We start from the raw sequence: 20937 nt of genomic DNA on the forward strand, positions 1-20937 counted from the left end.
GCTCGCTCCAGTCCCACCCCGCGTAAAGGTCCTGATCGAACATGAACGAATAGCTGTGGCTCTCCACATCCACCCGCGCGCCCGGATACCCGTTGTGATACCACACCCCGCCAACACCGGCAGCCCCTTCAAAGCCGTGCACATCATGGCCCAGCTCAGCAAACCGGTGAAGGGCATAAATGCCCCCCATCCCCGCACCGACCACAACGACCGAATACTCCTCCACCTCACCGGCGTGGTGCTGAGCGGCGAAGATACGTGATGCATCGTTCATGATTGATGTGCCTCCGGGGAACTGCACAAGGGGCTTGCAGTTTTGATCTTGTTTTGTTGGCTGTTGGTCATTGATTTCCCAAATTCGTTAGGCTTCGAGCTGAAGAACACGTGTGGCGGATCGCATCAGGCGAAACGTGATCGGATTCGCGATAGGCGCCTGTGCCCGCGTAAGTTTTCTCGCCGTCAGTCCGCCGGCTTTTTTGTCGCGTTTCGTTGATGACTACGCTAAATTGGGCGGCTCCAAGTCGACACAGGTGAGGGCGCCAATGATGCAGGAAAGTGCGCCAGATCACTTTGCTGGTCGGCTCCGAGAAGAAAAGTTGTTGGCAGAGTGCGCCCTGACGCTGTCAGGAACATCCGGGAACCCGGGGCGTCCTGCCAAACTCACGATGGAAAAGAGGGGGCGTTGAGGACGAATGCTGTGCATTGCACCCCGCGCAAACCCTCCTGCCGCATGGGCCGCTCAATAATGCAGCGGCTACGCATGGTGGTCGGCTCAGTCAGCACCACGCCTTCTTGTCTGCAGCGGCTTTTCCGGGCTGCCTCCTGGCCCTTCCGGCCATGAAGCGTTCGCCGGAGCTCAACTAGGACCACATCGATGATTGAGCGCGGTTTAGTAGGAAGATGGGGCCGTCTGCGCACTGAGTCCCTTCAGCGCAGCGCAGATTCGCTCGAACGGCCCGGCTTCCCGGTCAGGACGCGCTACTTCGCTCAGGCGAAGGACGACTCCACTGTCAAAAATGCAGATACGTTTGCGGGGTAGTTACCGGCACATGGCCTCGGCCCGCGCCTGGCCGTAGGCGGGGGAGCAGAGTTGTGCGTTGCCCTAAGTGCCCTCAGGCCTCCGAGTTGGAGTTGTTTCTGTAATGGGAAGCCTCTCGGAACGCCGTTGGCGGCATTCCCTTCCACCGTTTGAAGGCGATCGTGAAACTGGCTGGGTCTGTGTAGCCCAGGGTGCGGGAGATTCGCGAGATGGAATGATCCGTGTTGGAGAGCAGGTCGGAGGCGAGGTTGCGCAAGGTCTCGTCCCGTAGCTGGGCGAAGTCGTGGCCGGTGAGTTCGAGCTTCCGCTGCAGGGTGCGTGGAGAGACTCGCAGCGTCGCGGCAACGTTTGCGAGCTTGCGGTTGAGCCCTGGGGCGGCCCTGATGGCCATCCCGACGGTGTGCGGCCAATCGCCGGTAGACCGAAGGGAGTCGAGGATCTGGTTATCCTCTTTAACCCATGCCGCGTGCTGGAAGGCATTACCAAAGGGAAGCTCGCGCGCTGATATTGCGGGATCCCACCACAAGCGCAGCCTTTCGGATCCGCAATCGATGCTGCAGGGGACGTGCGCCAAGATCTCGGGGGAAACGTCTGCCAGCGGGAATTCGACCCGGGTAAAGGGAAAGGGTTCGCCGTAGATCCACGGGAGGGTTCGGACATTCCAATAGAGGTCGCGGTAGACGCTGAACGGGAGCAGCTCTTCCGGGACACCGGGGTAGGTGAACTCGATTCCCGCTACGGTGCCATCGGATGTCCGGAGAGGCGCGATCTCTTGGAGGGCAAAGCCTACATCCGTTGCGTCGCTGACAACCTCCACCCACGCCGTTATGGTCGGCGCGGTCAAGAATGCCATTCCGCGAACGCCGAAGGAGCCCAGCGTATAAGCTTGGGCGGCTCGTATCCATAGGTCGACGCGATCTCTTGTGAGTGCGACGAACTGAAGCTGAAAGGCCAGTTCCTTCTTTGCAGGAATAGTGCCTCCCGCCCGGTTCACGGCGTCGGGGGCGATATCCGCTTTTGCGAGTGCAGTTCGCCAATCGAGCTCTGCATCCTCCAACACTCCGCATAGTGCATGTACACCGAAGTTCGGTACTCGCAGGTTCTGATACGAACTTATTCTCACTGATGCCCCCTTTCGTCGGCGATGTGTAGACCTGCCTGCTCTCGACGCGGTCCCATGGCGCTTCTCTCCCCGTCGTGGAGGCGACGGGGAGGCGGACCGGATCAACCAGAAGCATGTGAAGTACGCCACCAGCATGCCGCATCGCGACAAGAGCCTGCAAAAAATGCTGGGTGCCGTTCTTGGACTAGATGGTGCCTAGGCGCAGCAAACGCATCGAAGACCCTTGCTGCTTAGAGCAGGATGCTCATGGGATTCTCGACGCGGCGTTTGAATGCGGCCAGCAGTTCCGCTGCGACCGCCCCGTCGATTACTCGATGATCGGCAGACAGCGTGCAGGTCATTACGGTGGCGACGGCAAGCTCACCGTTCCGGACCACTGGGCGTGGCTCAGCTGCCCCAACCGCGAGGATGCCGGCCTGGGGTGGGTTGAGGATGGCAGAGAATTCCTTCATGCCGTACATGCCCAGGTTGGTCAGGCTGAACGACCCGCCCTCAAGCTCCCGTTGCCGGATCTTGCCGGCGGCAGCCCGGCCCTTGTAGTCGTTCATCGTCCGGCACAGGGAACTGATGGCTAAGTGTTCCAAGCCCCGGACTACCGGAGTGATCAAGCCATCTTCGGTGGCGACCGCGACGGAGACGTCAACAGCGCTATAGCGGCGGATGCTGTCGCCGTGCCAGGAAGCGTTGGCCGCGGGTACGTCGACCAGCGCACCGCCGAGAGCCTTGAGGACGAGGTCATTGACTGTGGCCTTTTGTCCGGTGCTGGCTAGCCCCTCGTTGACCTCTCGGCGCAGCCCGAGCAGTTTGTCCACTTCTACATCGAGAGAGACGTAGAAATGCGGAACAGTAGTCTTCGACTCGGTGAGTCGTCGCGCAATGGCCCGGCGCATGCCCGATAAAGGCATCTCCCGGTAAGCTTCCTCAATGTCGCTCCCCGGCTGGCGGGTAGGCGCAGTTGAGGCGGCAGCGACAGATTCCGTGGCCGGGATGTCCGGAGTGGGGGCTGGACTTGCGGTTTGCTGGGTAGCGGCGGTCTCGACGTCACGCCGCAGAATCCGGCCACCAGGCCCAGAGCCTGCCAGCAGCCCCACGTCGACGCCGAGGTCCTTCGCAAGCTTACGGGCCAACGGCGAGCTGAATACACGGCGTTGCGAACCTTGGGAGTCGGAGGCTGGTTCCGTGGCCCTGTCCACGGCCACATTAGGGGTGTCACGGTGAGTGGTGGGGGCTTCGGTGTCCTGGGGAACGGGCTGCTCTGCAGCACTGCGGGCGGCACCGTCGGCGGCAGCAATTTCGCGGTCGATTGCTGCTTCGTCCTCGTCCGCTTCCACGAGCACCGCGATGGGTTCCCCTACCTCCACGGAGGTGCCCGGGTCGATGAGCAGCCGCCCGACAGTGCCCGCGGCTTCAGCCTCCAGTTCTACCGTGGCTTTCTCTGTTTCAATTTCGGCGATAGGTTGGCCGGCGGCGATGGTGTCCCCGACTGTAACCAGCCAGCCATACAAGGCGGCCTCGGTGGCATCGGCCACAACGGCCGGCATGGTGATGATGGTTGCCATGGTGGAGTTTTCCGTCCTTTGAGGGGGCAGGGTCAGGAAAGGCCCAAGTTGCGAGCGACTTCGTCGAAGCCGGCCAGGACGTCGTCCAGGTCGGCGTTGGCAGAGGCTTCCAGCATTTTCGAAATGCTGGGAGCGGCCTCCCGTCCGGTGACCCTCTGGATGGGCTGGTCGAGGTGGTCGAAGTAGCGACGCTGGATCTCGTCGGAAAGCCATCCGCCGTAGGACGTGCCAGTGGCCCCTTGTTCTACAATGAGCACGTTGTTCGTCTTGGCGATCGACGCACCCACGGTGTCCCAGTCAAGCGAGGCCCGGTCCAGCCATCGCAGGTCGATGACTTCCGCGTCCAAGTCGGGCCGCTGCTCGGCCGCCTGCAGCGACACGTGGACCATGTTCAGATAACTCAGCACCGTCACGCCGGTGCCGCTACGCCGCACAGCCGCCTTCCCCACGGGCAGGCGGTAGTCGAGCTCACCTTCCGGGATCTCGCCCTTTGTGCCGTAGAGGTCCACGTGTTCAAGCACCAAAACGGGGTCCTGCAGATCCAAGGCAGTGTTCATCAACCCGACGTAGTCCCGAGGTGTCGAGGCCGCGACGATGCGCCATCCGGGGCTGGTGGCGAAAATGCCGGCCGGGTCCATGGAGTGCTGTGATCCGTAGCCCGCACCCATGGCGACCTTGGAGCGCAGCACCACGGGCATCCCCGACTGGCCGCCGAACATGTGCCGGGCCTTTCCGATCTGATTGAAGACCTGGTCGGCAGCTACCCACAGGAAATCCGAGTACATGAATTCCACCACGGGCTTGTAGCGACCCGTCATGGACAACCCACCCGCGAGGCCAGCAAAAGCGTTCTCACTGATGGGTGTGCCCAGCACTCGGTCCGGATAGGCATCCTTGAGTCCTCGGGTGGCGCCGTTGGTACCTCCCTTGAGACGGTGCACGTCTTCCCCCAGCACTACGACACCCGGATCGGTGGCCATGCGGCGGTCCAGGACGTCGGCAATCACATCGACGAAGCGCCGCTGAACAGTGGGGGTCACTGCTTCGTCGGCGGAAACCTGTTCGGCAACCATGGGTTCGGCCCGTATGCCTGCGTCGACGGTAGCCGGGTCAGGCCACAAGTCCGTGCGGATACGCCGGGCCCCCTTGGTGCTGGCGGGATCCTTTTCGGTAATGCCCTTGATGATGCGGGCAACCACCTCGGTAATCCTCGCCCGCAGATCCTCCAGTCGTTCGTCAGTCAGCAGACCGCGGTCGAGCATCGCCCGGGCAACCTTCTGCAACGGGTCGCGCTCACGCCACTGTTTTTCCTCATCCTTCGTTCGGTAGCCAAAGGCGCTGCCGGGGAACGGCCCGTTCTGGTGGAAGTATCGATAGGTCTCCGCCTCAATGAGTGTGGGGCCGAGGCCAGCTCGCATGTGCTCCGCTGCGGCTTGTTGTGCAAGATACACGGCCAAGGGATCCATGCCATCCACCCGCCAGGACTTGATGCCAAAGCCTGGCCCGCGCGCCGCCAGCCGAGGCTCGCCTGTGACTTCAGCGACGTGCGTGGAGACGGCGTAAAGGTTGTTCTCGATGAAAAAGCCCAGAGGCAGGTGCCACGCGGCGGCGAGATTAAATGTCTCCAAGGTGGAGCCGATATTAGACGCACCGTCGCCGAAGTAGGTGACGGTCACACCCATCTCCTCTGGGGTCCCCGCTGCTGCGGCGACCTCGGCATCGTGGCGTTGCGCCCAAGCATTTCCGGCTGCCAGAGGCACGCCTCCGCCCACGATGGCGTTGGTGCCCAGGGCTCCGGCTTCGAGCCACTGCAGGTGCATTGATCCCCCGCGGCCCCCGCTGAAGCCGTCCTTCAATCCCAGAATCTCGAACATAGTACGCCGGAGGAACTCAACGATGTCGTCGTCCTTGATGCCGTCGACAATGTTCATGCCTTCCGGGCGAAGGTAGGACAAACCCTTGGCGAGGAACTGGTGATGGCCGCGATGCGTCCCGTTGACCCCGTCAGCCCCGCAGAGGGCAAGGACGGACCCGACGGCGGAACCCTCCTGCCCGATACTGGAATGAGCGGGGCCATGGACCAGGCCCTCACCTGCTAATTGCAGGACTTCCTCCTCGAAGATCCGCACCACGTTCAGCTGAACCAGCATGGTCTCAAGCAGTCCGGTCGGTGCGGCGTCCCAATCGTCACGTGACGTGCGCAGTTCCGTGCAGTCAGTAGACAAGGCCAGAGGGGTGGAGGTCGTCATCAGGGCTCCCAAAGTGGGTTGACAAGGGGAATCACGGGCTGTGATGTACTCCCCAAGATACAATAGATTGGATCCAATACGGGCCTCTTGCCTGTGCAAGATAGAAATATTTCGCCCCTAATGGATCCAATGCAGCGGAATAACCACAACAAACGTTCCGAAAGGAAGCAGCTTGCATAAGAAGTCGAGTGCGGCGAGTCAACGCATCGCCGACGAGCTCCGAGGACGAATCCTCCGCGGATCCCTGTCCCCTGGTACACGTATCCGGCAGGAAGAGATCGCGGAGGAGTTCGGGGTGAGTAGGCTACCTATTCGCGAAGCACTGCGCATGCTGGAGTCGCACGGTTTGGTGACACTCGTGGCCTCTACCGGGGCGTGGGTCAGCAGCATGAATTTATCGGAATGCCAAGAGAGTTACCTGATCCGAGAACGACTCGAACCACTAGCCTTGGGACTAGCTGTTGAGCGCATTGACGACAGCACCGTTGACGAACTCGACCAACTCGCGACGATGATGGAAAACTCTCGTTCCGTCGAGGAGTTCGTGGACTTGGACCGACGCTTTCACCTTCTAAGCTTTCAGGCCGCGGGAATGCCTACTCTGCTTGAGATGGTGGAACGCCTGTGGAACACAACGCAGCACTATCGGAGGGCCTATGTCCAGATGATTGGGACCGAAGGGCTGCAGCAAACGCACTTGGAGCACGGGCTGCTGGTGGCTTGTATCGCGCGGAGGGACGCCCGTTCGGCCGAGGATCTTTTGGCCATGCACGTGCGGAAGACTCGCACCGCCTTGGAGGACCACCCGGAAATTTTCGGCCACTGACCAATCGAGACAGGGAGAGAATGCCATGCAGGACAGCAACGGTTACGGACGACGGCGCGGTCTCCCCGGCATCACTGGGACAGATCACATCGGATTTACGGTGCCGGACATGGAGCAGGCCCACGATTTCCTGGTGGACGTCATCGGGTGCGACCACGTGTACACGTTGGGTCCCTATCCCCGCAATCCGGAGCTGATGATCACCAAACTCAACGTGGATCCTGAGACGGTAATGCAACAGATCCGCTTCTATCGGTGTTTCAACGGGGCCAACTTTGAGGTCTTTCACTACGAGTCCCCCGGCCAACGCCGGATTCAGCCCCTCAACAGTGACATCGGTGGGCATCACATCGCCTTTTACGTCGACGATCTTGACGAAGCTGTCGCCTACCTCAAAGCACGTGGCGTCCGAGTCCTCGGCGAACCGACCCGCAGCTCCGGCGCAAGCGCAGGCCAGCGGTGGGTGTACTTCCTGTCGCCGTGGGACATGCAGTTCGAGCTCGTCTCATTTCCGGAGGGCAAGGCCTATGAGGCAGATTCCTCAGTCAAACTCTGGAAACCCTGAACACCCGTTAAGGAAGTTGGCCTCGGGGCTCCGCCGCTGAACGATGGCACAACGGATGAACAGCTCACCGCCGCCCTCGGAACGATGCACTGACATGGCGGAAGCGCTGACGATTCAGGAGATCGTCAGCGCTTCCGCCGCGTGAATTCGGTCAGGCCGAGGCCTCGACCAGCGACACGATTGCTACAGCACTCGTGGTCTCGTCACCGAGCTGATTCACGGCCTTCACGGTGACCTCGGCGCATGCACCGTGGGTCTCGTCGCGGAAGACCCGGGTGACCTCGCCGCCGATCCATTGCGTGTCGCCGAAGATATTCGGCTGCTTGATGCGGACCGACAGCGAGACCAGGTCAGCGTCGTCGCCCATCCAGTTAGTGACACAGTGCGCCATCCACGACACGCGCTGGTTCCCGTTGTCGTACGCACCCGGCATCCCGATCGCGTGCGCCATAGCGGCATCCTGATGCCCCAGGCTCGGGAACGGCTCAGAAAGGAAGTGCTCCGGACCCAGGTTTGTCGGCGCGCTCGGGTCGCCGTTCCGCACCCGCTCCTGCTGGCGCACACGGGTCTCGACGCCGCGGTAGCCAGCGGTACCGATAGCTCCGGCGTAGTACGCGGTCATCGTGATGAGGTCCAGCGGACCCTTGACGACCTGCGGGACGACGTCACCGACGGACACCGTCTCCGCGAAGCGGGTGCGCTGGCCGCGGATCTCCTCCGCGAGGATCGCCCTGCGGATCTCTTCCTTCTCCTCGTCCGTGTACACATGAGGATCGCGCGGTTCGTGCATCCGCTGGCCCTCCGAGCTTCGGGCCACGCAGACAATGGTGTTTCGGACGGTCCCCACCAGTTCCTCACCGACGAAGTAGTCGGTGCGGCCGACCTGCTCCACCAATCGGCCTGAGCGCCGGCCCTCACGTTCGCGAACGTCTTCGACGAAGGCGCGGGCCCTCACCCGTTCGCCGAGCCTGATTGGACGGTGAAATTCGACGTCGGCACCAAGGTGGAGAGCTTGGATTCCCTCGATCATCCCCATCGCCACTTCGGCGTCGCACACGGAGTAGAGGAACGTGGGGGGTGCGACCCGCGTACCGAAACGCGTTGTCTGCGCGTACGAATCGGAGAGCCACAGCGGATTCTCGTCACCGATTCCCCATGCATAGTGACGGATCGAGTCGGTGCTTGCCTCCTCGTTCCATTGCACAACTACGGCTGACGTGCCAATGAAACTCTTCATGTAGGCGACGTCTTCATCGGTGATCTGCCTCGCCGGTACGGCTGTGGTGGTGGTACTCATTTTGTTGCTCCTCCTGGAGTGTTGTTGACCGACACGACTGCGTCGACGACGGTAACGGTGGCTGTTTCCGGATCAGCCAGGATCGGATTGAACTCGAACTCGTGAATGTCTCCGCGCTGCTCGGCCCAGGTGAGGATGTCCATCACCGTGCTGGTGAGCGCTTCGAGGGTCTTCGCCCCGGGATCCTTCCGCAGGCTGGCGTTGACGATCCGGGCCGCGGAAATTGCATCACGGACCTCCGGACGGGATACGGGGAGAGGAAGGATCCGGATGTCGTCGATCGCTTCCGTCATCCCACCTCCGGTGCCGACGACGAGGACCGGGCCGAACTCGGGATCGCGCCGCAGTCCCACCAGGACCTCGGTCTTTCCGGACGCCATTGCCTGGACCGAGATCGTGGCGGTTTCCGTTTGAAGGCCCGTGAGCTGGTTCGCAGCGGCCCGCGCCGCATCGGGGCTCTCGACGCCAATGAACACTCCGCCGACGTCTGCCTTGTGAAGGATCTCTGCATCATCGATCTTGATCGCGACCGGGAAACCAATCTCCTCCGCCGCGCGTACGGCGTCCTCAACCTTGCGGACGGCGCGACTCGCCGGCACGGAAACGCCTGCCTCAGCAAGGGATCCGGCGGCCTCCCGCCAGCTGAGGTGGCGGGTCTCGTCCGATGCGGTGGCCTTCAATGCCGTGCCGACAAGGACACCGCGGTCGGCGCGCACGCGTTGGACCTGGGCCCAGGAGGCGGCAGCCGCGACCGCATCCAGCGCACGCCCTGCGGTGGGAAGTGAGAGCACTCCGGCCCCACGCAGGACCCCGGCCTGGGCCGGGGTGACGCGGTCGTCCTCTGACAGCGGGACAACGATGACGCGCACGCCGGCCGGGATCACCATGGCGGCGATGCCGGCGACCAACTCGTCGAAGTCGTGGGCAAGCCGGGTCGCGGTCACGATGACCCAGCCGTCCGGCGTCGTACCAACGACGCGGTCGACAATGCGAAGGTAGTCGGCGGTAGTCGACTGGACTCCGACGTCGACGGGGTTGCTGAGATGATCGCTGCCCACCGCTTCACTGATCGAGCGCAGCGCCTCCGGTTCAAGCTGGCGGAAGCCCAAACCACGGTCCTCAGCCAAGTCGTTCCAGAGCCCGACCTGCGCGCCAGAGGTGGTGACGACGGTCAGCTCGTGGTCGAAGCCAGAGAGCCTTCCGTGGAAGACGTCGAAGGCTTCCGCCAGATCGAGGAGTTCCTCGGGTGACGTGCATACCATTCCGAAACGGTGGCGGAGCACGCTTTGCGCCACCCGGCCGCTGCCTGCCAGCTTGCCGGTATGGGACTGCGCGCTGAGCGCGCCGCGGGCCGAACGTCCTAGTTTGAGGACGATGACCGGGACACCGCGGCTCCCGGCGGCGGCGGCAGCAGCCTCGAGGTCGTCCTTCGGACCGAAGCTCTCGACGATGCACGCGAGCACGTGCGTTTCCGGTTCAGCGGTCAACCACTCGGCCCAGTCGGTGAAGCCCAGTGAAATCTCGTTTCCGGAGCTGGCCCATGCACTCAGCCCGGTGGCGCCGCGCGCGACGAGAGACTGCATGAGCGCGTTTCCGAGTCCGCCGCTCTGGGTGAACAGCGCCACGTGGCCAGCCGGGATTTGGGTACGCTGCAGGACCGAAGAGAAAGTAGCGGTCAACGATCGACCGACATGCATAAAGCCTATGCAGTTGGGCCCGATAAGCCGCGTGGTCCCCTTCGCCAATTCAGCACGGAGCATCTCGTCCCGGTCGTGCCGACCGGTCTCACCGAACCCGCTGGCAAACGCGACCGCGAAGGGAACACCGAGCGCCACGCAATCGCGAAGGTCGTCTATTACCCTGTCGGCTGGACCCACGAGGACGGCAATGTCGGGCACTTCGGGGAGATCGGCGAGCGAAGCAACCGTCGGGACACCAAGCACTTCCTCATGCACACTACTGACCGCGTAATAGCGCCCACCAAATCCCAGGCGCGCGAGGTAATCAAGCGTCCGGCCCGAGGTCTTCCATGGGTCGCGAGAGGGACCAACGACTGCCACGCTTTCCGCATGTAATGGATTAGCGATGCGCAGGGCGCGTCGAATGGCGATATTGTCCAACATTCACTTTCCTCCGGTCCGTCGCACGGTCGCCGGCCTGCGGCGGGCGGGGACCTCGATTGCCTCGATCACCACGCCGAAATCGCGGTCTGTGTCAAAATAAGCGAATCCGCCATCCCCGGCCAGGCCATAGCCGCGCCCCGTCTGAGTGACTCGGTAGCCCGACTCCGTCATCAGCGCGATCGCGGCATCCAGGTTGTCGACGAATACGCCGAGGTGGTGGAGGCCCATCCTGTCCCGCTCGGTGAAGTCCTCGTAGATGCTCGGGCCGGCCAGCGGCTGGATGAGCTCGACCTGAGGGTTGGAGCCGCCCATGGCGAGCTTCATAGCGAATGCGCCTTCCTCCTCCCCTAGGCGGGACCAAGGCAAGAACTCCTGGTCGTAGTGGTAACAATGCCACTCCTCAATGCCGAAGGCGTGGCCAAAAAGGTCCATCGCCGCGTCGAGGTCGGTCACTAAAATCCCCACCTGCCCGACACTCCCCAGCGGGGTGGAGCCCAATGGAGTACCGGCCGACGGCAAAGCCGTGGAAAAGTCGCCGGAGCCGGAGGCATCATCCCGTCCGGCCAGCAACTTTCTTAATGCGGGGGAAACATTCATATTGTCATTCTTACGGCACGACTTTGGCCCGTGTCAACTACTTTGCGATGGTTACCCTCATATTATGAAACTACCGTCGTAGGATCGCGCAGGAGCCATTCTCTGAGTCTTTTTTCGCCCACCCAAGGGACATGCCTTGAGCGCACAGTCTAGTGACGGGCACCGCGCTCGCTTGTCGAGAACTTCCCTAGTGTCACGATTTCCGACATGGTTGGCGGCTTTTGTCATGGCGACCCGGTGCTGCCCGCCTTAGCGTTAAGCCTGCACGAGCGTCTGCGGTAAGCCGAGGCGGAAGAGTTTGAACGGAAGAAAGACGAAGATGTCACGATTAGTCGGTAAGGTCGCCATTATCACCGGTGCCGCCAGCGGAATGGGGCTTTCCGCCCTCCAGCTCTTCGCGGCCGAAGGGGCGCGGGTGTTGGCCACGGACATCTCCGAGCAGGCACTCGGACGCGCAGTCGATGAAGTCACTGCTAATGGCGGGGAGGCCCTCGCCCGGACACACGATGTCTCCTCCGTTGAGGATTGGAAGCGTGTGGTTGACGACGTTTTGGCCGAGTGGGGCACGATCGACATCCTGGTCAACAACGCCGGCATAGCCATGCCGAAGGGGGTTCTCGAAGCCGAGCTCGAGGACTGGAATAAGGTCATGGCGATTAATGTCACCGGACCCTGGCTCGGGATGAAGAGCGTCATCCCCGCCATGCAGGCCGCCGGCCGCGGCTCCATCGTCAACGTCTCCTCGATCGCCGGGATGGTCGGGGGCGCTTCGGACGGTGGCAGTGCGGCGTACTCGGCTTCAAAGGGCGCGGTTCGCTCCCTGACGAAGCACACTGCCCAGTGGTTCGCAAAGGACAACATCCGGGTGAACTCGGTGCACCCCGGCCCGATCGACACCGGCATGACCCGTGGCTACGGTCTGACAAGGGAAACGCTGGCCAACCCTGAGACCGTTCCTCTGCCGCCGCACGCCGGGGAGGCCTCGGACATCGCGTACGGCATGCTTTACCTTGCCTCAGACGAGGCAAAGTTCATCACCGGTGCCGAGCTTGTCATCGACGGCGGATTCATTTCCCACTGACCGCACACGGAGGCGAGACGCCACAGGAGAGCCGCGGAGTGGCGCGGTTGCCGACTGGCGTTGGGTGGCTGCCCTAAACCGACAGCCACCCAATCAGTTCAGTGATCTCCCTCAGTGTCTATGCGACGGGCTTCCAGCAGGACTTCTATGCACTTCTCGAAGTGCTCGGACTTGGCGAAGCGATGGAGAGGGACCGTGATCGACAGCGCGGTGCGGGGCCACTGTGCTCCTTCGAAGAGCGGAACTGCCATGCCGCAAACGCCCAGTGCATATTCTTGGTTGTCGAGTGCATAGCCACGTGATCTCGTCAGTTCGAGATCGGCGAGAAGTTCAGGAAGTGCGGCGATTGTATGCTCAGTTCGCAGGGGAAGTTTGCCATCAAGCGATCGGATCTGCTCAAGTTGCGCTTCTGGACCGAAGGCAAGGAGGGCCTTCCCGGATGCGCGCGCATGGATATCGCCGGAAACACCGACTCGAAGGTCCGCCACCCTCACAGCGTGACTTCCTTCCTCAACGGCCACAATAGTAACGCTGCCGTTTTGCCAGGCGGATAGGTACGCACTCTCTCCGGTAGCGTCGACGACCATTCTGAGAAGACCTAGCGCCTGAGGCGAGGGGCGCCAGTCTTCTTCCACGCGCGAACCCAGGTCGAGGATTTTGCCCGCCGCAAGCTTGTACTCGCGCTCGTTGCGTTCCAGGTAACCGACATGAACCAGGGTCGTGAGCAAGTGCGAAGTAGTAGCGAGGTGAAGACCGATCTTGCGCGCGATCGATTGCGCACGCATCGGCTCCTTCGACGCTGCAATGACATCGATGATCGTCAGTGCGCGCACCACCGACTGAACCAAGTCCTTCGGTGCCTCATCCTCGCTTGCGGTTTGCTTTTCACGTGTGCTTGCCATGTGGAAATCATACTCACATGGTGAAATCAAGTGCCACCGAGACTCGGTAAGCCCCGGAGCCGCGTATCGACGTTATTACGCAGCCGCATTGCTGGCTGGCGGCAGATGCTGCCGCGTATGACATACTTCACATCGTGACCCTGCCGCTGCGGCGGTTCCGCTGCAGCCCAGGATGAGGATATGACCGTTCGTCCCCGCGCCCGGGCGAGTTTTGTCTGGCCCGTTCCGTGCGGCGAAAGGGTGCAAAGGTGAAATTAAGTTCGTATGAGAACTTGCGAGTCCCAAACTTCAGTGTTCATGCATTGTGCGGAGTGTTGGAGGATGCAGGGCTCGATTGGCGAACTGCACTCGCAAAAGCGGATATCGCCCCCGACGCCGTGAACCGGGCGGGGGGCACTATTCCTGCAAAGAAGGAATTGGCCTTTCAGCTTCAGTTCGTCGCACTCACAAGAGATCGTGTCGACCTATGGATGCGAGCTGCCCAAGCTTATACGCTGGGCTCCTTCGGCGTTCGCGGATTGGCCCTCGTAACCGCTCCGACTATTGCGTCATGGGTAGAGACTGCCACTGCCATGGACTACGCTCCTGGGCTCATCGAGAGTGCGCCTTTACGGGCACCGGATGGCACAGTAGCCGGGATCGAGTTCAGCTATCCCGATGTCCCGGAAGAGCTTATCCCCTTCAGCGTTTACCGCGAGCTCTGTGTCACTGCCCGAATCCTCCGGTGGATCTACGGCGAACCCTTTCCATTTACCCGGGTCGAATCCCCGCTAGCAGACGTCTCCCCCGAAGTTTCGTCCCACGTCTCCTGCAGCATCGATTGCGGATCCGATGCACTGCGCATGTGGTGGGACCCCGCAATATCAACGCGCCAGCTTCCCTTTGGTAATGCCTTCCAGCACACGGCATGGGTCAAAGAGGATAACCAGATCCTCGACTCCCTTAGGTCTACCGGCGATTGGCCCCACACTGTCGCGATGGCCATCCGCACCGCGCCTGAGCTCAACCGCAAGCTGGCCAATGTTGCCGCGACGCTGCGAGTCTCTCCACGCACTCTGCAGCGGAAGCTCGAACGAACGGGCCACGACTTCGCCCAGCTACGGGACGAGACGTTGCGCGACCTCGCTTCCGACCTGCTCTCGAACACGGATCATTCCATCTCGCGAATCTCCCGCGCCCTGGGCTATACAGACTCAGCCAGTTTCACGATCGCCTTCAAACGGTGGAAGGGAGTGCCGCCAACGGCGTTCAGGGAAGCTTCCTGCTATAGGAACGACAGCCGTTATGAGGAATAGCTCTGCTCGCGTAGGTGACACAAATCCTCTGCTCCGAGCAAGAATGCTTCCAGGTATCCGCCGGCACGCTGCGAACAGGTGCATAACCAGGCAATCGCTCGTCGAGTAGCAGTCACTGCGGATAATCCTGTCCGAACTTAGCAAACACTCCGCGTCCTCCAAGAAGCGGGCAAACGGCCCCGGTTAAGAGTTCTTAGGCAGGCGGGCCGCCAGCTTCCACGCGGCCGGCATGGCGGCGGCAGCGATCAGCGACTTCACGATACCGCCGATGATGAACGGGTACAGGCCCCACTCGAGGGTCTGCTGCAGGTCGGCGCCCAGGGAAATGGCCAGCCAGGCCATGCCGAAGACGAAGGTGATGACGGTGCCCGCCAAGAATGAAACGGTGGCGCCCAGGAACTTCTTGTCCCAGTTGCGCTTGGCCAGCCATCCGGTCAGCCCCGCGGCGGCGATGAAGCCCACCAGGTAGCCGCCGGTCGGGCCAACGGCGGCGGCCAGGCCGGAGGATGCGTCGCTGAACACCGGCATGCCGGCCACGCCGGCCACCCAGTACAGGGCCATCGACAGCATCCCGCGGATTGGGCCCAGCGTGCTGCCAACCAACAGCACCGCCAGGGTCTGGCCGGTGATCGGGACCGGCCACAGCGGCACGGCCAGCTGCGCCATCACAGCGGTCAAACCTGCACCGCCGACAACCAGCGCGGTGTTGGCCAAGGCGGTGCTGGGGACCAGGGCGTCGGCCAGGACACCCTGTCGCACAATGGCGGCTGAACTCATATTTGCTCCTTTCCGAGGGAAATTTACCTGCGAAAACTGCTGATCCGGCTTCGGCTTCCGTTAGCCTCAACCGTAATGTCTGAGTAGGGGTGTCAGACTCGGCTGCCCTTTGGATGCATCTGATACCTTCCATGAATCACCTTTCCACGATGCTCATTTGATGCCCATTAGGCCTGCAACCCGGGAAGCCGGGAAATGATCAGAATTACAACAGATCTCGACGTAATCTAATGCGTGGATCAGCCGACGCGTTGAGGAACCGTATTGTCTCAGCCAGATGATGTCGCCTCGAAGCGAAACCTCGTCTACGGTTGCCGCTTCCATGATGCCCGATTTAGGACTGAGAATGATGCTGTCGCCCGGACGCAATGCCGCCCAATTTTGGACACAGAATTGTTGTGAACCGTCCTGAACGGTCCAGGTTGCTCTCTTCACGGTTCCTCTCTTTCACGTCGAAAATCTCACCTCGGCGATAGGTATTGAACGGGCGATCTGGACTATTAGGCCATAGCCAGTCTGTGTGTGGCTGGAGTTAGGGAGGTCTGGCCCAGCCGCGTTCGAAAGCCAGAGCCCGGGCTAGGCCGGGGCACCGCAAACGGGGGTGGTTCCCGCAAGCGCCCCGGATCGAGTCAGCTGACTTCCATTCGGGGCAGCGCCGGTGTTGACCCTTCGAACCGCTAGTGCAGATTAGTTGTATTACCGGCGCTCGTTATGCGTCTGGTGCCCGGCGCGTCACGTCGACGAACCGAATCTCGCCATCGGGATAGTCAATCTGGCTATAAACCATCCAGGCGTTCATGAACTGCGGCGCGTACCGCTCCCGCAACACCAAACGTTCAAACCAGGGGTCTTTCGGATGGGCTTCTACGAGCGGGCTAATCTCGAAACCTTTGGCTTCCATCTTGGCTTTATGCGCTTCAAGATCCTCGACGCCGTAGACCATCGCAAACAGGCCCTCGCCGTGGTTTTGCAACCGTTCATGGAGAGCTAGGTTTAGCTCGTTCTTTTCCGGCATAGGTGCGACTATCTCCAGGCCGGCGGACCAGTCGACGTAGATCACGCACCCTAAATCAGAACGTTCCGAGCGCTCCATGGTGGCGTCGGTGAGAGCCTCGAGTTGGGCGACATTTGCTTCAACCGTTTCCCACTTTGATATGTACGCCACATGATCGACGTGATTAATGAAGTTTTTCATCTGACATCTTCCGCTACAGGGCTTCCAGCCACATGGCTGCTGGGTTACATATCTGCTTGGACGGCCAAGTTACTGACGTTACCGAGAACAACACTCACTAAGGCAGCACCCACGCGGTCACTCGAGAGCAGCCGCATTCTCTTCGGAAACTGTTGCTTCGTTGCTATCAGGGTGTTTCAGTTCTGCAATGCCTCGCCGAGGGCGTGCCAGTTCCGGTTGTGGTACACCAGTGGCCTTCCCTGCAGCGCGTCGCCGGCCAGGCCCGGCGACGCTTGAAGCGCCTCAACGGCCACGATGGCCGATCCGCCCGCAGCCATGGAATCTACGATCCTGCCTCGGATCCAAGCCTGGACGGATGGAAAGTAGGGTTCTCCAGTCTCGAGACGGGACCACTGGGAGGTGTCTGCAAACCGATCGATTCCGCTCGTCGCGCAGAGTTTGGCGATGTCCAGTTGTTCGACGCTGAGCAAGTGCACAACTACGGTGTCTGCCTTGCGAATGGTCGGGGTACTGGACGAGGACGCAGATACTGAGAACGCCAAAATATTGGGTTGCACACTGGCTGAAATTACAGAGGTTGCGGTAAGTCCGACCGGCCCATCGCCGGCGTCCGCTGTGATGACAGCGACTCCACCAGGATGATTACGGAATGCGGACTTAAATTCGTCGGCCGTGATAGCCGGTTTATCCATGTCCACCAGTTCAGTCCCCTTTGAAGTAGTGCGGACAGTTGGGTCATTAGTCCGAATGTTTGGAAAGTTCACCGAATCTCCTGCGATGTCAGCGCTTCGTCGGCAACTCTGCGCCGACCCTCGTTCAGGATTAAGACTAGGAGCGGGCGGTAGTGTGCCGACATAGCAATGAACGTCATACACGCAGGAAAGCGCGTCAAGCACGGTGCTTTTCCGTTTGTTCAACGCTTTTGCCGCCTTAAAAACGGCCCGCGTTCGGAGAGTGAGCGGCCGCCCGCCGCGCTGCCACCGACGAAGATTAGCGGCGTGCGAAGAACCTACAAAGGGCGAAAACGAATTCGCGTCGCTCGCCGCCTGCATCGATCACGCACCCGACGATGGCACCGGCGGGACAATGCCGAGGACCACATCCCCATTTTCAATGGCCGGGACGCCACCCTGCCCGACACTAGGTGTGGCGGGCAGGGAGCAGGACCGGGACGGGGACAAACACAACGACGTTTGGAGCCAACGCCACCGGCATGGGTCCCGCTCGAAGATGATCCACCTGGATCGGTTCTGCAGGCCGGATCATGCATCCGAGCGCGGCCCCTCCCCGCTCATCCGTCGAGGGACACCTTCTGACCACGTTCCTGACGAACTTCACGCAGGCGCAGCCCGTCGCTGCGCACAGCACTGTCTCCGCGGCCCCCGCAGAACGGGTTGACCACGCTGAAAAACACTCAGTCGCAGCATCGGAATGTAGTGATTGAGCAGGTCGCAGAGGAGGAGCGCAGACATTGTGCATTACGTCTCGGCATCGAAGTCAGTCGGCCACGATTGGCAGGACGATGCGCGACGAGCGGGTGCGGTCATGGAAGACACGCTGCGAAGCCACCCGAATGGTCGTGCCCTCAGTTTCGGGTTCGCCGGTATTGAGGTTGCGGTCCCACCGCGGAAAGCAGCTCGACGTGATGTGCACACGGAGACGGTGGCCCGCGCGGATCACGATTGACGTCGACCACAGATCGATTTCGACCTCGTCGACCGATCCGGGCTCGGTGCGAATCCGAGTGACGCCGTCAACGATGTTGCGTGACACACCTGCCGTGTCGACCTCGCAGAGGCGAGCGACCCAGTCGGTCGACGGGCCGTCGGTCGATGCAAAAATCGTCGCGCGCACACGGCCGGTGATCTCCAGATCGTTCTCCAGGGGTTCGGTCGTGAACACAAGCACATCGTCGCGCGCTTCAACGTCCCGCTGGTCAAACGGGCCAGCGGGGAATTCACTAGAAAAAGTGATGTTGCCCCCTCGGGTGATCACCGGATCGGCGGGATCGTAAGTATAGGACGACTCCGCATGATCGGCATCGGGTGCCGCCCAAGAAAGTGAGGAGTCGGTGCCGAGGTAGAGAGCCGTGTCATGCGCCCGCTCCAATGGCCACTCAGGCTCGATCCGCCACTGGTTTACGCCCATCACGAATAGCAGTACCCCTGACTCGTGAGCCGGGGTGGCTGGCTCGTCCTTTAACCAGTGGTCGTACCACTCCTGCTGAATGTCGGTGTACGAACGTCCGCCGGGTGCCTGAGCTAAAGACCCGTAATTGATCTCGCCAACCTGACCGCCGGTCCACGCGAACAACATTGTGGTGTGCGCCCACGGCCCAACAATCAGCCTCGCCGTATGCCCGCGGGACCGCATGCCCATGTAGTTGTCCAGTCCGCCCTGAAGAAAGACGTCGTTCCAACCGACGAAATTGAGCGACGGCAGGTCGAGATTGTCGTACCGATTCGACACCCGGGCCTCATCCGTCGACGACCGATCGGCGAAGGCGCGAGCCACTCCGAGGTCGGGCTGTCCCGTTGCGACCATCACGGGCAACGCCGCCGATGGTAGACCCCAAAAGCCTTCAGGCACCAGCTTGTCGAAGGAATCGAGCGCTGCCATCATCTTGGCTCCAGCCTCCTCCCGGGGCAGACCGATCCTGAAGTACTGCCCGAGTGCCTGTCCGACACCCCACCAGCCGTTGAGGCCCAGTTCGATCGCTCCATCACGAAGCAGGAGGCCATCTTCAGGATCGCTCCACGTGATCGCGGGTGCAATCGCAACGAGTTCGGGCGCGCCCGAGATTGCAGCGCTCCATTGCGTGTTGCCTTGGTAACTGCCGCCAAACATGCCTACCTTGCCGCTGCTGTAAGGCAGCGACGCGGCCCAAGCAATCGTGTCACGGCCGTCTGACATCTCGTGCTTGAACGGCATCCACTCGCCTTCTGACGAGGCGGCGCCACGGACATCCTGCTGGATCAGCACGTAGCCCGCGCGAACCATCTGCTTGAAGTCGAGCAGGGTGTCGCTCAGTATTCCTTTGCCGTAGGGGGTGCGGGTGATCAGTACGGGGAAGGGACCATCGCCTGCGGGCCGGTAGATGTCGGCTCTGAGAACGGTTCCGTCACTCATCGGTACAGCTACATCGCACTCGATCTCAATCTCGTACATTGGCTCTCTTCCTTGAGATGCTGGTCAGCCGTCATTTAGAACCAGATACGAGCAGCCCTCCACTGGGTTGACTCACTATCTCTCCTCGGCTTCGTAATGTGAATCACATTTGCATATTGTGAAGGTAGTATCAAGCGATTCCGGAATCAATTTGCCTATCCCCGGTATCGGAACGGCACACCGGCGGGAGCTGGCCTTTGGGCGCTGCAGAATAGCCTGGGCGTGCGGGCTGTATCCGATGCCGCCCCCGCTGATCGCTGTCGCGTTTGTGGATATTGTCCGGAACAGATTGTTTAACACACGCTTAACCGTATGCAGTTCGCCAAAACAAGTAGGCCTAGCAGTTGCGACGCTCATAGAAGAGGCAAGATCAGCTTGGTTCCAGTCCACGTAAAGAGGGTGTGAGGGAACTCAAAAAACGCGGCCGGCGACCTTCACACGAGTTGCGATGCCAGGGCCGCGTTTGCCTGATCTGCGGAAGTCGGGCCAGCTTCGGAGGAAAGGAGTTGATCATCCGGAGTGCGCGGATCCGCGAGAAAGATGCGTGCAGCCGCCGCAAAGAAGTCCCTTCGCCGGCGCTCGTTGCACGGGGGCAGCCTCCAGTGCCCCTCGTATAACAGTTATGCCGCTACTACCTCGCACGGCGCTGTTCGCGGGCGGCCGGGGCGGTCAGCAGTGAGGCAACCATCACCGCGGCGACGGCCAGCAGGGCGTTGCGGAGGCCCACCTGATCGCCCAGGAACCCGAGGAAAGGCGGTCCGGCCAGGAACGCCACATAGCCCAGGGTGGAGACCACCGACACCCGGCCCGCGGCCCGGGCGGGATCGTCCGCCGCCGCGGACATGCCCATCGGGAAGCCCAGGGCCGCGCCGGCGCCCCAGAACACGGCCCCGGCAAAGGCCAGCGGCAGGTTCGGCGCCAGCACGAAGAGCAGCAGGCCGGCCAGGGCCGTGCCCAGGCTGACCCGCAGCACGGCCACGCGTCCCCAGCGGTCGATGAACCGTCCGCCGGCCAGGCGCAGCAGCGTCATGGCGGCCACGAACACCCCGAACATGACCGCGCCCGTCGCCTCGGTGGCGCCGAGCCCGACGACGGTGGCCTGGGCGATCCAGTCGTTGGCGGCGCCCTCGGTCAGGGCGGC

General features: G+C 61.7%; 18 protein-coding genes. 4 read left to right on the plus strand and 14 right to left on the minus strand.

Going from position 1 to position 20937, the window contains the following annotated elements; translation table 11 throughout:
* The 4 genes from AC5RWT_RS22895 to AC5RWT_RS22910 all read right to left on the minus strand — a co-directional run.
* On the minus strand, positions 1 to 274 hold a 274-nt coding region (locus AC5RWT_RS22895; RefSeq protein WP_494082166.1), incomplete at its 3' end, for an NAD(P)-binding protein.
* A gap of 838 nt (positions 275 to 1112) precedes the next feature.
* Complete coding sequence (locus AC5RWT_RS22900; RefSeq protein WP_493972150.1) at positions 1113 to 2162, minus strand: AraC family transcriptional regulator; 1050 nt, start codon at positions 2160 to 2162, stop codon at positions 1113 to 1115.
* 230 nt (positions 2163 to 2392) lie between these two features.
* Positions 2393 to 3721: a dihydrolipoamide acetyltransferase family protein gene (locus AC5RWT_RS22905; protein ID WP_494082167.1), complete on the minus strand. Its 1329-nt coding sequence runs from the start codon at positions 3719 to 3721 to the stop codon at positions 2393 to 2395.
* Between the two features lie 32 nt (positions 3722 to 3753).
* The gene (locus AC5RWT_RS22910; RefSeq protein ID WP_494082168.1) at positions 3754 to 5970 is read right to left on the minus strand and encodes an alpha-ketoacid dehydrogenase subunit alpha/beta; all 2217 of its coding nucleotides are present in this window, start codon (positions 5968 to 5970) and stop codon (positions 3754 to 3756) included.
* A 172-nt stretch (positions 5971 to 6142) separates the two neighbouring features.
* Here AC5RWT_RS22910 and AC5RWT_RS22915 point away from each other — a divergent pair, with 172 nt between their 5' ends.
* Both AC5RWT_RS22915 and AC5RWT_RS22920 read left to right on the plus strand, forming a co-directional pair.
* Positions 6143 to 6796, plus strand: coding sequence for a GntR family transcriptional regulator (locus AC5RWT_RS22915; RefSeq protein ID WP_493972153.1), 654 nt, complete (start codon positions 6143 to 6145; stop codon positions 6794 to 6796).
* Between the two features lie 25 nt (positions 6797 to 6821).
* Positions 6822 to 7361: a VOC family protein gene (locus AC5RWT_RS22920; RefSeq protein WP_493957756.1), complete on the plus strand. Its 540-nt coding sequence runs from the start codon at positions 6822 to 6824 to the stop codon at positions 7359 to 7361.
* A gap of 151 nt (positions 7362 to 7512) precedes the next feature.
* On the opposite strand, the gene AC5RWT_RS22925 is transcribed toward AC5RWT_RS22920, so the two are convergent.
* From AC5RWT_RS22925 to AC5RWT_RS22935, 3 genes are read right to left on the minus strand one after another with little or no spacing between them, the layout of a single operon-like run.
* Positions 7513 to 8658, minus strand: a complete 1146-nt coding sequence (locus tag AC5RWT_RS22925) for an FAS1-like dehydratase domain-containing protein (protein WP_493957757.1) — start codon at positions 8656 to 8658, stop codon at positions 7513 to 7515.
* Positions 8655 to 10778 carry an acetate--CoA ligase family protein gene (locus AC5RWT_RS22930; RefSeq protein ID WP_494082169.1) on the minus strand — a complete coding sequence of 708 codons (2124 nt, stop codon included), beginning with the start codon at positions 10776 to 10778 and terminating at the stop codon, positions 8655 to 8657. The genes AC5RWT_RS22925 and AC5RWT_RS22930 overlap by 4 nt, the downstream gene beginning before the upstream one ends.
* A 3-nt stretch (positions 10779 to 10781) precedes the next feature.
* Entirely contained in the window at positions 10782 to 11378 is a 597-nt protein-coding gene (locus AC5RWT_RS22935; RefSeq protein ID WP_494082170.1) for a VOC family protein, read from the minus strand.
* Positions 11379 to 11697: 319 nt separating this feature from the next.
* Between AC5RWT_RS22935 and AC5RWT_RS22940 the strand changes: the two genes are divergently transcribed.
* A complete protein-coding gene (locus AC5RWT_RS22940; RefSeq protein ID WP_494082171.1) occupies positions 11698 to 12459 on the plus strand; it encodes an SDR family NAD(P)-dependent oxidoreductase in 762 nt (253 codons plus the stop codon).
* Between the two features lie 98 nt (positions 12460 to 12557).
* Here the strand turns inward: AC5RWT_RS22940 and AC5RWT_RS22945 are convergent, their stop codons facing one another.
* Positions 12558 to 13361 (minus strand): IclR family transcriptional regulator, encoded by an 804-nt coding sequence (locus AC5RWT_RS22945; protein WP_494082172.1) that lies wholly within the window; start codon positions 13359 to 13361, stop codon positions 12558 to 12560.
* A 311-nt stretch (positions 13362 to 13672) separates the two neighbouring features.
* On the opposite strand from AC5RWT_RS22945, the gene AC5RWT_RS22950 reads away from it, so the two are divergent.
* Positions 13673 to 14656, plus strand: coding sequence for an AraC family transcriptional regulator (locus AC5RWT_RS22950; RefSeq protein WP_494082173.1), 984 nt, complete (start codon positions 13673 to 13675; stop codon positions 14654 to 14656).
* 183 nt (positions 14657 to 14839) lie between these two features.
* Here AC5RWT_RS22950 and AC5RWT_RS22955 read toward each other — a convergent pair whose 3' ends face one another.
* The 6 genes from AC5RWT_RS22955 to AC5RWT_RS22980 form a co-directional block, all read right to left on the minus strand.
* Positions 14840 to 15433, minus strand: coding sequence for a biotin transporter BioY (locus AC5RWT_RS22955; protein WP_494082174.1), 594 nt, complete (start codon positions 15431 to 15433; stop codon positions 14840 to 14842).
* Positions 15434 to 15586: 153 nt separating this feature from the next.
* Entirely contained in the window at positions 15587 to 15868 is a 282-nt protein-coding gene (locus AC5RWT_RS22960; RefSeq protein WP_494082175.1) for a hypothetical protein, read from the minus strand.
* A 274-nt stretch (positions 15869 to 16142) separates the two neighbouring features.
* Complete coding sequence (locus AC5RWT_RS22965) at positions 16143 to 16628, minus strand: VOC family protein (RefSeq protein ID WP_494082176.1); 486 nt, start codon at positions 16626 to 16628, stop codon at positions 16143 to 16145.
* A gap of 176 nt (positions 16629 to 16804) precedes the next feature.
* Positions 16805 to 17680 carry a flavin reductase family protein gene (locus tag AC5RWT_RS22970; protein ID WP_494082177.1) on the minus strand — a complete coding sequence of 292 codons (876 nt, stop codon included), beginning with the start codon at positions 17678 to 17680 and terminating at the stop codon, positions 16805 to 16807.
* A gap of 445 nt (positions 17681 to 18125) precedes the next feature.
* The gene (locus AC5RWT_RS22975) at positions 18126 to 19796 is read right to left on the minus strand and encodes a CocE/NonD family hydrolase (protein WP_494082178.1); all 1671 of its coding nucleotides are present in this window, start codon (positions 19794 to 19796) and stop codon (positions 18126 to 18128) included.
* A gap of 631 nt (positions 19797 to 20427) precedes the next feature.
* Positions 20428 to 20937: MFS transporter (locus AC5RWT_RS22980; protein WP_494082179.1), on the minus strand; the 510-nt coding region annotated here is incomplete at its 5' end.

The sequence above is a fragment of the Arthrobacter sp. Dra40 genome (assembly GCF_059091905.1).